Origin of the sequence: Microcoleus sp. B3-A4 (assembly GCF_036705385.1) — a bacterium.
Taxonomy (GTDB): domain Bacteria; phylum Cyanobacteriota; class Cyanobacteriia; order Cyanobacteriales; family Microcoleaceae; genus Microcoleus.
Genome location: NZ_JAUBUI010000057.1, coordinates 12,831 through 25,403 on the forward strand (window position 1 = coordinate 12,831; position 12,573 = coordinate 25,403).

General features: G+C 46.8%; 10 protein-coding genes and 1 tRNA gene. 8 read left to right on the plus strand and 3 right to left on the minus strand.

The annotated features are described in order from the left end of the window. Positions 1–121: 121 nt before the first annotated feature. Positions 122–1,339: a DUF790 family protein gene (locus QUB33_RS20460; protein WP_333353387.1), complete on the minus strand. Its 1,218-nt coding sequence runs from the start codon at positions 1,337–1,339 to the stop codon at positions 122–124. 99 nt (positions 1,340–1,438) lie between these two features. Next, the gene (locus QUB33_RS20465) at positions 1,439–2,977 is read right to left on the minus strand and encodes a DEAD/DEAH box helicase family protein (RefSeq protein ID WP_333353391.1); all 1,539 of its coding nucleotides are present in this window, start codon (positions 2,975–2,977) and stop codon (positions 1,439–1,441) included. A 361-nt stretch (positions 2,978–3,338) separates the two neighbouring features. On the opposite strand from QUB33_RS20465, the gene QUB33_RS20470 reads away from it, so the two are divergent. The 7 genes from QUB33_RS20470 to mutT all read left to right on the plus strand — a co-directional run bounded on the left by QUB33_RS20470 (position 3,339) and on the right by mutT (position 9,479). Continuing rightward, positions 3,339–4,259, plus strand: a complete 921-nt coding sequence (locus QUB33_RS20470; RefSeq protein WP_333353394.1) for a class I SAM-dependent methyltransferase — start codon at positions 3,339–3,341, stop codon at positions 4,257–4,259. 103 nt (positions 4,260–4,362) lie between these two features. Beyond that, positions 4,363–5,451, plus strand: coding sequence for an alanine dehydrogenase (gene ald / locus QUB33_RS20475; protein ID WP_333353398.1), 1,089 nt, complete (start codon positions 4,363–4,365; stop codon positions 5,449–5,451). 262 nt (positions 5,452–5,713) lie between these two features. Continuing rightward, positions 5,714–5,795, plus strand: a tRNA-Leu gene (locus QUB33_RS20480). Between the two features lie 73 nt (positions 5,796–5,868). Next, positions 5,869–6,645: an RNA methyltransferase gene (locus QUB33_RS20485; protein ID WP_333353401.1), complete on the plus strand. Its 777-nt coding sequence runs from the start codon at positions 5,869–5,871 to the stop codon at positions 6,643–6,645. A 696-nt stretch (positions 6,646–7,341) separates the two neighbouring features. Then, a complete protein-coding gene (locus QUB33_RS20490; RefSeq protein WP_333258887.1) occupies positions 7,342–8,301 on the plus strand; it encodes an RNA polymerase sigma factor, RpoD/SigA family in 960 nt (319 codons plus the stop codon). 226 nt (positions 8,302–8,527) lie between these two features. Continuing rightward, a complete protein-coding gene (locus tag QUB33_RS20495) occupies positions 8,528–8,869 on the plus strand; it encodes a DUF760 domain-containing protein (protein WP_333163818.1) in 342 nt (113 codons plus the stop codon). Between the two features lie 205 nt (positions 8,870–9,074). Beyond that, positions 9,075–9,479 (plus strand): 8-oxo-dGTP diphosphatase MutT, encoded by a 405-nt coding sequence (mutT, locus tag QUB33_RS20500; RefSeq protein WP_333353405.1) that lies wholly within the window; start codon positions 9,075–9,077, stop codon positions 9,477–9,479. A gap of 54 nt (positions 9,480–9,533) precedes the next feature. Here the strand turns inward: mutT and QUB33_RS20505 are convergent, their stop codons facing one another. Then, positions 9,534–10,772, minus strand: coding sequence for a histidine kinase (locus tag QUB33_RS20505; RefSeq protein ID WP_333353408.1), 1,239 nt, complete (start codon positions 10,770–10,772; stop codon positions 9,534–9,536). 53 nt (positions 10,773–10,825) lie between these two features. Here QUB33_RS20505 and QUB33_RS20510 point away from each other — a divergent pair, with 53 nt between their 5' ends. After that, entirely contained in the window at positions 10,826–12,550 is a 1,725-nt protein-coding gene (locus QUB33_RS20510; RefSeq protein ID WP_445299545.1) for a DUF2079 domain-containing protein, read from the plus strand. The last annotated feature ends 23 nt before the right edge of the window (positions 12,551–12,573 follow it).

Here is a 12,573-nt window from a genome sequence, read left to right on the forward strand (position 1 = left end):
TAGCTGGGAATGTGCGATATTTTTTGAGGAGGATTTTTTTGAACCGCAGAGGGCGCAGAGGGCGCAGAGAGAGAGAAAGAAAGAAAGAAAGAAAGAAGTTTGCAACTGATGCGCGGATTGGTTACTCTTCGAGGACTTCCAGGACTGATTTGGGCAGCAATTTATCTTTAAACCAGACTACTTTTGCTGGCACGTCATTTACATTCACCCCGGCTTTTTCTAAATTCAGCCGTTCGGAAATAGCTAAAATCAAGTGATCGCATTCAGACTTCTGTACTTGTGCAAATTTCTTTTGCAAATACTCCGGCCGCCAATAGCCAACTATTTCTAATAAAAATACTCGCCCGTCGGGATGCACCAACCGAAAGTCGGGAATCATCACACTACCTGGAATCGGAATTAAATCAACTTCTCGCTCTAGTTGCCACTCGGTTTTTGTGGAATTCCATCTTTCAGCAAATGCGGCTTCTAACATACTATCATAAGGCTTGCCCGGGGGATAGTGGCTGACTAAACCGCAGTCTGAATTTAGGGTAAATTTACCTGTTTTCAAAACACCGCTAAAAGGATCTTTTGTGTGCAGTGTCGAGTGCATACTCCATTTGGTGACGTGCAGCAGTGCGGGCAGCATTTTCGCCAGGGCTAAGCCGTAGCGGGTGCTGGGTTTGAATAAGCTTGTAGGGCCGTCTATTGTCAGTGTAAAACCGTGGTCTGCATCGCCTTCGATGTAAGTCATTAATTGAAATAGTTTCAGATAGCGAAATAAGAGTTTGTATTCTCCTGGATCGTTGCGGTGGGCGGTTAATTGGACTTGACTTGCTCGGTAAAATATGCCTTGAACTTGAGAAAGATTGTATTTGTGAAGCAAGTTTTCGGGAGTTGGTGCATTAAACTCAGTGAGGATTTTGTTTTCGTTTAAATCCGCGTATAAACCTGTAGTGATTTCGTGAGGCAAAACTTCTCTGTTTAACTCTTGGCTGAGTTCACTTGCTACTTTTTCCAGGGTTAATTGGGTGGATTGAGGGCCGGGAGTCGATCGCGCAGACAAGGCAAAAACCCGCTGTCTCAACTCTGAGGGTTCTAGGGGACTGATGACTTCCAAGGTGCAGAAACCGCCTTTCAGCAGGTGCGCTAATCCCCGTTTCAGCCGATAATCGGGGCTGTCGCCTTCTAATTCTAGCAAGCGTCCGTCGAGTTCGCCTTGGGTTTTGCCGATCGACTCTTGAAAGCAGTTTATCGTTTCGGTAGCTGCTTCCAAGTTTTTAGCATCTACCTTGAGGCGGAGAGGAATAATTGATTCTCCGTTTTGGCGGTGACTTAATAAATCAGTGGGTAGCATTTGTTAATAGTTTTTTATTTTTAACGAACCGCGAAGACGCGAAGAACGCGAAGGGAAGAGAGAGAAAGAAAGAGAGTGTTTAGAAATAGTTTAGGCTTGCTACCACGGAATTTCATCATTGTCTTCTCCCCATTTTGCGGGTGATTCTGCTGCTTTTTTGGTTGTCTCTCGGTTGACTCCGTAAATGGGTGTCGGTTTGACGGTTTCTAATTTCTGATATTCTGGCTTTTGCGGTTCTATTTGTGTTTGTGGTTGGGGTTTGTGAAGCTGCATTCCTCCTCGGCGGCGTTGAGATGTTCTTTCTTCGCTGGTGTCTTCGGTGACGACTTCGTAGAGAATTGCTAACTTATTTACATCGCTGCTTTTGCGGAGAACTCGACCCAATCGCTGAATGTATTCGCGTTCGCTGCCAGTACCTGACAATATGATAGCAATTCTGGCGTCGGGAACGTCCACTCCTTCGTTGAGAACGTGGGAGGCGACGAGGGTTTTGTATTCGCCGCTGCGAAACCGATCGAGGATTTCGTGGCGTTCTTTGACTGGGGTTTGGTGGGTTATTGTGGGGATGAGAAATTCTTGGGAAATTCGGTAAACTGTGGCGTTGTCTCCGGTGAAAATTAGGGTGCGCTGGGGAGAGTGTTCTGCTAGTATTTGGGCTAAGATTCGCAGTTTGCCTTCGGTACAAAGGGCGATTTCTTTGGCTTGGCGGTGGGCTAGCATGGCGCGCCGTCCCAGGGGCGATCGCGCGCTTGCCATGATAAACTGTTTCCAACCTTCGAGGCTGGATATTCTGATGTTAGACTGTTTTAAGAAGTCGTTGCGAATGTTGATTAATTCGGCGTAGCGGTCGGTTTCTTCTTTTGACAGTTTTACCATAATTTGAACTATTTTATGGTCGGCTAAAGCATCGCCTGCCAAATCTTCTGGTCTTTTGCTAAATACTGTCGGGCCGATCAGGAAATGCAAATCGCTGTGGCGGCCATCTGTGCGATCGGGTGTAGCTGTCAGTCCGAGTCTAAAAGGCGCGATCGCATATTCGGAAATTACTCGATAAAAGTCCGTTGGCAAATGGTGGCATTCGTCAAAAACCAGCAAACCGTATTTATTGCCCAAGGTTTCTGCATGAATACTTGCACTGTCGTAGGTAGCGACTAAAATTGGCGTTTTGTCCCGCGAACCTCCGCCCAACAATCCGATTTCGATGTCTGGAAAAGCTGCTTTTAAATTAGCATACCACTGGTGCATTAAATCGAGAGTTGGTACTACAATTAATGTACTGCGACCAGTGACTTGCATGGCTAATTGTGCCAGATAAGTTTTGCCGGAAGCGGTGGGGAGGACGACTACTCCTTGGCTTCCTGCTTCTTGCCAAGCTGCGAGGGCTTGTGATTGATGCTGGTAAGGCTGCATTTCCACGCTGGGTACGAGTTCGAGTAGTTCGTATCCCCTAGCTTCGTCGGTGAAGTGAATGCACTCGGCTTGGAGGCATTCTACCAGCGGGCGGTAGTGAATGGCTCGAATGCGGTATTTTTCCACGCGATCGTCCCATGTCGCAAAATCCACCCAGTCTCTGCCTTTGGGCGGCGGGTGTAGCAGGAGGGTTCCGCGATCGAATGTTAAGGTAGGTATTCGTGGCATTTGTTTTGAGACCCGCTGAGTGCAAGCCTGTTAATTATAAGTGAGCGATAAAATATATTGACAGCAGACTCTCTATCAGCTATTATTTAATCACATCTATTAAACCCTGGTGTATTTTAATCTAAAATAGGGTTAACTTAAAATTAAATAGTAATCCTTTCAGGATTGGTCAAAGTTAATATTTCTTTCTTTTTTCCTTCTATACACCATCAGGGGTTCCTCTACAAAAAATCTCGTTCACAAATCAAATAGGATTACCCGAGGATTTTTTGTAGCCGACCAAATTGCCCCTATGTCAAAAATGTCAAAAAAATGTAGTAGGTACTTTAGTCATTGCTTCTGAATTGCCGAAACAAGGTATGTGCTGACTACACAATGCTTGGTATTAATTAGATATTTTTCCCACGGCATCGAGTTCAATTATCAGCGGAATAATATGTTTGATTTTGTAGAATACAAAAAAAGATTTTTAGCATCGACTAAGGACTGGAATAACGAGAAGTGGAATAATTTTGATGACAATCCCTTCCTGCTTTCGGCCCCAATGCTTCAAGATTGTCACGTTAAGAATTGTCGCTTTGTTGAAAGTCGATTAAAGATATTGGAATATCTGCCTAAAGATAGTGTGGTGGCTGAGGTGGGAACTCAATACGGGCGCTTTGCCGAAAAAATTATGGCTATCGCCAAGCCCAAAAAGCTGCATTTGATTGATTATAATTTTGATTTATTCAAAGCAGAAATCAGCAAAAAACAAAAAAGTCTAGTTCAAGAAGGGATAGAAAATGGAACGGTAGAGCTTCACGAAGGCGATTCTTCGACAATTTTAAGGAGCTTTCCTGACGAGTATTTTGACTGGATATATATCGATGCCGACCACGAATATCAAGGTGTATGTAAAGATATTCAGCAAGGTTATACTAAAGTTAAAGCCGAAGGAATGATGGTTTTTAACGATTACACGAATTGGTCGGTATGCGAGGTGATGCCTTACGGTGTGGCGAAAGCAGTCAACGAGTTTTGTATTGCGAATAACTGGGAAATGGTATTTTTTGCCTTTCAGTCATTAGGCTATCACGATGTTGCAATCAGAAAAAATACTGGGGAAACGGCGCTGCGAATTCCGTTGGAGGCAGCCAATTCCGAATTGCAGAATTACCAATATCAAATTCAACAGCTACAGTTACAGTTGGAACAAGCTAAAAAGACGATCGACTTGATGGAATACGATCAATTTGGGAAATTGCGATCGCTCTGGCGGAAAATCCAACAAAAATTCTCCTAGCCCAGCCGGATTGCCCAATCTAAAATCTACAATGGTATTGTCCCGCTGGGGATGGTTTTTAGGTTAGATTCGATCTATGTATGGCTGAGATTAGAGGTTATAGATGGAAATAGGCGTCCCCAAGGAAATCAAGGATTTAGAGTTTCGAGTCGGGCTCAGTCCCACAAGTGTCCGGGCTTGTTCGGACAAAGGCCACACAGTTTTTGTGGAAACGAATGCTGGTGCTGGGGCCGGTTTTGCGGACGAGGACTATGTTCAAGCAGGGGCTAAGATTGTCTTAAACGCTTCAGATGTCTGGAAGCGCGAACTAATTGTTAAAGTTAAGGAACCGCTGCCTGCGGAGTATCCGCTGATTCAAAAAGAGCAGTTGCTGTTTACATATTTGCACTTGGCAGCCGATCGCACATTAACCGAGCATTTAATCAGCAGCGGAGTCCAGGCCATCGCCTACGAAACCGTCGAACTCCCGGACAGAAAATTGCCGCTCCTGACGCCGATGAGTATTATTGCAGGGCGTTTGGCCGTGCAGTTCGGAGCTCGGTTTCTAGAACGACAGCAAGGCGGCCGGGGCGTACTTTTGGGCGGTGTACCAGGGGTAAGACCGGGTAAAGTTGTGATTTTGGGCGGCGGAATTGTCGGCACAGAAGCAGCGCGAATTGCTGTAGGAATGGGCGCGAGAGTGCAGATTTTAGACGTAAATGTCGATCGCCTAGCTTATTTAGAAACTCTGTTCGGTTCCCGAGTAGAATACCTCTATAGCAGTCCTTTGCAAATTGAAGCAGTTGTTCCCGATGCTGATTTGTTAATCGGCGCTGTTTTGGTCTTAGGTAAAAAAGCTCCTATTCTGGTTTCTCGCGAATTTGTTGCCAAGATGCACCCCGGTTCTGTGATTGTTGATGTCGCTGTCGATCAAGGCGGCTGCGTGGAAACTTTGCGGGTAACTTCTCACACAAATCCTACTTATGTTGAGGAAGGAGTCGTGCATTACGGCGTGCCGAATATGCCCGGTGCCGTGCCTTGGACTGCGACTCAAGCTTTGAATAACAGCACTTTGCCTTATGTTTTGCAGTTGGCAAATAACGGGATTAAAGCTTTGCAAATGAATCCGAGTTTGGCGAAGGGATTGAACGTGCAGAATCACCGATTGGTGCATCCGGCCGTGCGCGAGGTTTTCCCCGATTTGGCCGATTAGATTGTCATTTTTTTAGCAAATCCCGTAGGGTGCGTCAGATCCCAGCTTGTGGATTATTAATAACGCGACGGGATCTCACGCACCCTACTCAACTACACAGCGTTTAGCGATGTTTCGCTAACAGTAAATCCTCGAAACTAAAGCATTTCTCAACCCGAACAGTAATTTGTGCAAAATATTACTCGCAGCCGAGGAAAAAAATATTTCCCAAAACACTTGACAAACTGGTGAACACATGGCAACATAGTAATTCGTGACCGATGCGGAACTGGCGGAATTGGTAGACGCGCATGATTCAGGTTCATGTGGTGCAAGCCTTCCGGGTTCAAGTCCCGGGTTCCGCATTCCAAAGGCAGAAGGAAGTTTGGGGTTAACCCGGTAAAGGCAATAACCCCATTCGCTCTGCTGAATTAAACAATGTTGACAAGTATTCAAAACCCCCTAGTTAAAGAAATTCGCAAGCTGCACAGCTCGAAGGGACGCAGGGAACAACAATTATTTTTACTCGAAGGGACGCACTTGCTCGAAGAAGCTTGCGCGGCAAAATACCCGCTAGCAACGGTTTGCTGCACTCCCGAATGGCTGGATCAGCACGGGGAACTTTGGCAGCAAGTTGGTAATTTAGCCGATCGAACAGAATTAGTAAGTGCAAAAGTGTTAGAGTCGATCGCCACTACAGTCCAACCCGACGGCATTGTCGCCACCGCACCCCGCACAGCAACAGAGCCCGCAAAATTGTCAACTTTAGGAATAGCCTTAGAAACAATCCAAGATCCCGGCAACTTGGGGGCGATCGTCCGCACGGCTGCGGCTGCTAATGCCGACGGTTTGCTGCTGAGCGCAGACAGCGCCGATTTAGACCATCCCAAAGTGCTGCGCGCCTCAGCAGGAGCTTGGTTTAAGCTGCCAATGGCAGTCAGTCCCGATTTAACCGCCGAAGTCTCTGCATATAAAAATCGAGGAATGCAAATTTTAGCAACCGTCGCCGGGGCCAGTTTAAGTTATTGGGAAGTAGATTTGCGAGTGCCGACTTTGATAGTTTTGGGCAACGAAGGCTCTGGTTTGTCGGAAGAATTGAGGAGTTTGGCCGATCGACAAATCCAAATTCCCCTGAGTCGTGGCGTAGAATCTTTAAATGTGTCGATCGCAGCAGCCCTCATGTTGTACGAAGCTCAACGGCAAAGAACTGATTAGACTTATTGCATAAATTTTTGATTGATAGAGAAACCGCAGATAAACGCAGATTTATTTGCACATAGGAGAGCGAATGCCTGCTATTCAAATCTCTTATTTAATTGTTAATTAATCCTTATCTGTAGGGCGGGTTCATCAATATCTGTAACTTCAGATTTCTACCCTTGGACAGACGGGTGGCCTGAAATCGGGTTTTTCAACCAAAATACCTCGTTACAGCCCGCAGATTCGGTAAAAAGGCCGGTTTCTTGGGTTCTTTGTGCGATCGCCAACTGAAGCTACTGGGCCTTTAAATTGTATTTTTCACTTCGCTGTGCCCCAGTGTTTCCTCCCCCTCTCCCCATCTACCCCTCTGAGATGTGGCGGATTTTGTTTATATTGATGCAAACTGTAAAGCCAGGAAAGCGGATACTCTCGTATCAACAGTTCAGGCTGGCATGAAATAAATATGAAGAAGTGTAGGCAAGTGCTCTCACAAATGTTAAGATTCTTAACATAAGATAGTATTGTGCACACCCCAACCAAAACCTAACCTGAGACGGTTCTGACTGGGAGTAGTAGCTAGCTACCATAAAATTAAGCCTCTTTAAATGGAAGGAAAGCGCAAGTCCCCGCCCGCTTTCCTTCCCAGCTAAAGCTAGGGGTTTGCGACTACCGCAAACCTTTAGAGGCACAGATCCTCAGCGGGAAAAGCTCATGAAAACTCTTAAGTCCTCAGATACAGATTCTGTTCGCGCTTACTTGCGGGAAATCGGCCGCGTTCCCTTGTTGACCCATGAGCAAGAAATTCTCTACGGGAAACAGGTACAGCGCTCAACCGCACTGCATCAGGAGAAAGATATTTTAGCCGAAGAGTTAGGCCGCGACCCGACGGCGGCTGAATGGGCACAGGCAGTTGGGCTGTCTGAGGCACAGTTGCAGCGGACGATCGAGCAGGGGGAAAAAGCAAAGCGCCAAATGGTGGAAGCGAATCTCCGCCTGGTAGTGTCTGTTGCCAAAAAATATATCAAGCGCAACGTAGATTTACTGGATCTAATTCAGGAAGGCACGATCGGGATGCAGCGGGGAGTAGAAAAATTTGACCCGACTAAGGGCTACAGATTTTCTACTTATGCTTATTGGTGGATTCGTCAGGCAATTACTCGGGCGATCGCCGAAAAAGGTCGCACCATCCGCTTGCCGATCCACATCACCGAAAAGCTCAACAAAATTAAAAAGGCTCAGCGCCAACTTGCTCAACAGCTTGGTCGCGCGGCCACGGCTGCTGAATTGGCATCAGAGCTAGAATTGACTCCCAAACAGATTCGCGAATATCTCGATCGCGCGCGCCTGCCACTTTCCCTGGACTTGCGCGTGGGAGACAATCAAGATACAGAGTTGGGCGATTTGTTGGAAGATACGGGTACTACCCCGGAAGATTTTGCCCTGCAATCTTCCCTGCGGACTGACTTAGACCACCTAATGGCGGAACTGACTCAGCAACAGCGAGAAGTTCTCGCCTTGCGGTTCGGTTTAGAAGACGGGCAAACCCTAACTTTGGCCAAAATAGGCGATCGTCTCAACATCAGTCGGGAACGAGTGCGGCAAATAGAACGGGAAGCTTTGACCAAGCTCCGCAAGCGCAAGCAAGATATCAACGATTATCTAGCCAGCTAGCTAGATTATTGGGGATTGGCGATCGGACATTTCGCCCACTCGCAATCCCCAATCTAAAATCGTAAAAACCGCCGCTTTTAATTCGGTTGTGCCCACTTGGTTGCTACAAATGTCCTGCTACATTAGTAATTACTTAGTAATAAAGATCAGCAGCGATCGGATAAGGGTTATTTAATTTAACCACCCGCGTCTAAAATAACAAGCTGTATCTGCAACGGAGGTACTCGTGAGCAACTCATCTAATAAATCCCCAGAATTCTTTGAAGAAGACGGAGAAAATGCCAACTTATTATGGCAATACGTGCAGTCAATGGCTCCCGACACAGTTTCTCAGTTGTCTAAGCCGACTTCTCACGAAGTGTTTCAAGTAATGGAGCGAAATATTGTTGGACTATTGGGGAATTTGCCTTCGGAACACTTCGGGGTGACAGTGACTACCAGTCGCGAACATTTGGGTAGATTGCTCGCCTCGGCTATGATTAGCGGTTATTTTCTGAAAAATGCCGAACAGCGAATGACTTTTGAAAAGTCCCTACAAGCCAGTGAGAGACATGGCTCGGACGATTAGTAGATTGTTAACATTTAAGTGATCCAAGTGTCAAGCCCCCCCTCGCAAGATGGGGGCTTAATATTTTAGATTTTAGATTTTAGATTTTAGATTTTAGATTTTAGATTTTAGATTGTTGATTCAATAATAATTGAATAATTATTGATATTATTCTTAAATTCCCAATTCCCAATTCCCAATTCCCAATTCCCCATTCATAATTAATATGTCTCTTCCTCCTTCGGCCCACAAAGTTATCGGCGTTGCTGCAATCTGGAACGATCGCCAACAAATTTTGATTGACAAGCGCCGACAACATGGACTGCACGGGGGTTTCTGGGAGTTTCCGGGCGGAAAAATAGAGCCTGGGGAAACAATCGAAGCTTGCATAAAACGGGAAATTATGGAGGAGTTGGGGATTGTCGTAGAAGTTGGCGATCGCTTGATTACAATTGACCACGACTACACTAAATTTACAGTTAGACTATACGTGCACCACTGCCGCCACGTCAGCGGTGAACCGCAAACGATTGAATGCGATGAAATTCGCTGGGTGACACTGGACGAAATTGACCAATTTACTTTTCCCAAGGCAAACGCACAGATTATTACTGCACTGCGGAAAAGTTGAGCTGTAATAGAAAATTCGGTTGCTACTTTTCAACTGACAAATGACAGCTAACTTTTATTTTTGGACGGGCAGGGTAAAGTGAAAACAACTGCCTCTATCGGGTATAGAATCTACCCAAATTTGACCGTAGTGGGCGCGGATGATGCCTTGGCACAGAGACAGTCCAATGCCGTAACCGTCTGTTGATTTATCTCGCTGCAAGCGAAAGCTGTCTTCAAAAATGCTCGCGCAATCTTCTTCAGGAATTCCCGGGCCGCTGTTGCAAATGCTGACTTGAACTTTGTAAGCGGTGCGGTGGAGAATGGAAAGATTAACAGTTCCTCGGTCTGGGGTGTACTTGCTGGCGTTGTCAAGCAGGTTGACCATGACTTGTTTGATGCGATCGGGATCGGCATAAACCAAGGGCAAATCTGCGGGAATGTCTGTTTCTAAGTTCAGACTTTTCGCCTGAAATTTGTCTTGAAACTGCAAGATTACATCTTGACAAATCGCCCCCAGTTCGATTCTTTTTGGTTCAATGTGGAGTTGAGCGTTTGTACCCCGGGCTGCTTGCAGGATATCTGTAATCATACGATCGACAATTTGGATTTGGCGGCGGGCTTGTTTCATCAAATGAGCCGCCAGACTCGGTGTCAAACGCGACTTTTCCCCCTCTTTCACCTTCTGACTTGACTCCAAAGTCTCCAAAGCCAAAGATGCTGCCGTCAAGGGATTACGCAAGTCGTGAGCTAGCATCGCAATAATCCGGTCTTTCAACTGCAACTGCTCTTGCAGGTGTTCTTTTTCCTGTTTGAGACGAAAAACTTCATCGGAAAGCTGCACAAGTTCGGCCGCGCAAGCAACGGAATAGATGGGTTTTGGGTTAGTCATGCTTTCAGCAAGTGCTGAGGCCGACTGCTGCTGAGCTGCGTATTCTTCTACAGAACGCTTCCAGCGGGGCCACCAGTGTTCGAGTTGGGCGATTAAATTGCTGCCGGCGAGAGTTTGTCGCGGATCGGGATGAATTTTGAGCAGCGAGGGAGTGGCTACAAGTTTAAAGTGTTCGGCTAAGTCGGGCTGTTCTCCTACGTCGATGATTTGAAGCTCAAAGTCGCAGTCTGCTTTCAAATCCTTGAGGGACTTGCGGATGTGTCTGGTCTGTTCCCGGGAAGAGGAACGCTTGTCTACGAACAGCAAAAGCTGTAAAAGCGGTGCGGAATTGGCCTGCTGTTCGGGAGAACAGTCAGTGCCGCTGGTGCCGAGTGTTGGATGGACGCTGTTGAGCTTTTCGATCGGGTGAAAATAATTGAGCATTGCCGAGCCGAGTTATTTCACTTCTACTTTAATTTAATACTTACTTTAGATTTATGCTATTGTCCGATAATTTCATTACAGGCGGGCAGATGATATTTTTGAGATGGAAGAAAAATGAGTCGCTGCGGGTGGTGGTTCAAGTGGCGGCCGCCTTTTTTGTGCTGTGCCTGTTGCTGACACTGCACCGCTACTACAGCTTTTACGCTACTTACGACCAAGGCATTTTCAATCAACTTTTTTGGAACGGCACCCGGGGTCACTTGTTTGAGAGTTCCCTCTCTTCGGCGTTGTCCACTAATGTGGTTCACCAAAACCAGCTCCCGGAAGTATCTTACTACCGGTTGGGGCAGCATTTTACTCCAGCACTAATGCTGTGGTTGCCAATTTACTCGCTGTTTCCCTCGCCCGTCACTTTGACTGTGTTGCAGGTGACTTTAATTACGGCGGCGGGAGGGGTGCTCTATGCTCTCGCCAGACACTATCTGGAACCGAGGCTGTCGGCGACAATTGTTGTGAGCTATTACTGCGCTAACGCGGTTATCGGCCCGACTTTGGGCAATTTTCACGATATTTGTCAAATGCCGCTGTATGTCTTTAGCTTGCTGCTGGCGATGGAGAAGCGCTGGTGGCCGCTGTTTGGGATTCTGGCAACTTTAATTTTGGCCGTGCGAGAAGATGGGGGAGTTGTTTTATTCGGCGTCGGAGTTTACCTGATTTTGAGTCGGCGCTACCCCAGGACTGGTTTAGCCGTCTGCCTACTCAGTTTTGGTTATATGATCGTCCTGACCAATCTGATTATGCCTCGGTTTTCTGCTGACATATCTCAGCGGTTTATGATGGAGCGCTTCGGTCAATATGCCGATGGAAATGAAGCTTCAACTCTTGAAATTATTTGGGGAATGGTTAGCAATCCCGGGCGGTTGGTGGCTGCATTATTTACTCCGTTTTTTGGTAAGATTAGATACCTCCTTGGTCAGTGGTTGCCATTAGCTTTTGTTCCAGCTTTCGCGCCTGCGTCTTGGATGATAGCTGGATTTCCGCTGCTGAAGCTATTTTTAGCGAAAGGACAGTCGGTGCTGGCGATTAATATTCGCTATGCGATGACTGTGGTTCCAGGGCTTTTTTATGGGGCAATTCTGTGGTGGGCCCAGCGTCAAAAGGAAGAAGATAGAATGGTGAGAGAGGAAAAAATGTTCTTGCGTTTTCCTTCTGCTTTATTTCCTCTGCCTTCATCTTCAAAGTTTCGCCGCTTTTGGGCATTTTGCATCTGCTTGTCGCTATTTTTTACCTTCACTTCTAACCCAAATCGGACTTTTTCTTGGATTGTGCCCGATGCGATCGATCCTTGGGTGCAGGTTCCTCTCGTCAGACAATGGCAGCACGTTTGGCAAGTGCGGCCGCTGTTGGCTCAAATTCCTGCTGATGCTAGCGTGGCAGCAACGAATACTATTGTGCCGATTTTGTCAAGTCGCCGGGAAATTCTCAGGTTTCCGATGTTGGAACTCCGCAATGATGCGGGGAAGGCAGTGAAGATGGAATATGTAATTGCCGATCTCTGGCAGTTGCAGCAGTATCAGGCTGCGTTTGGCACGGAACGGGGACAGTTGCGGGAGATCGTACCGGCGATCGATCGAATGTCCAAATCGGGAGATTACGGAATTGTTGGCTTTGAAGACGGCGCGATTTTGATGCGTCAGGGTGCTGTTTCTAATTCTGCATCGGCTGCTGCTTGGACCCGTTTTCGCGGCGAATTGGAGCCGATTTTGAAGAAACGGTAAGCGGGTAGCTACGATCGCCATTG

Excerpts from the sequence above, each read along its gene's own strand:
- QUB33_RS20460 (WP_333353387.1), bottom strand. The coding sequence starts at position 1,339 with ATGCTACCCACTGATTTATTAAGTCACCGCCAAAACGGAGAATCAATT.
- QUB33_RS20465 (WP_333353391.1), bottom strand. The coding sequence starts at position 2,977 with ATGCCACGAATACCTACCTTAACATTCGATCGCGGAACCCTCCTGCTA.
- ald (WP_333353398.1), top strand. The coding sequence starts at position 4,363 with ATGGAAATAGGCGTCCCCAAGGAAATCAAGGATTTAGAGTTTCGAGTC.
- QUB33_RS20485 (WP_333353401.1), top strand. The coding sequence starts at position 5,869 with ATGTTGACAAGTATTCAAAACCCCCTAGTTAAAGAAATTCGCAAGCTG.
- QUB33_RS20490 (WP_333258887.1), top strand. The coding sequence starts at position 7,342 with ATGAAAACTCTTAAGTCCTCAGATACAGATTCTGTTCGCGCTTACTTG.
- mutT (WP_333353405.1), top strand. The coding sequence starts at position 9,075 with ATGTCTCTTCCTCCTTCGGCCCACAAAGTTATCGGCGTTGCTGCAATC.
- QUB33_RS20505 (WP_333353408.1), bottom strand. The coding sequence starts at position 10,772 with ATGCTCAATTATTTTCACCCGATCGAAAAGCTCAACAGCGTCCATCCA.
- QUB33_RS20510 (WP_445299545.1), top strand. The coding sequence starts at position 10,826 with ATGCTATTGTCCGATAATTTCATTACAGGCGGGCAGATGATATTTTTG.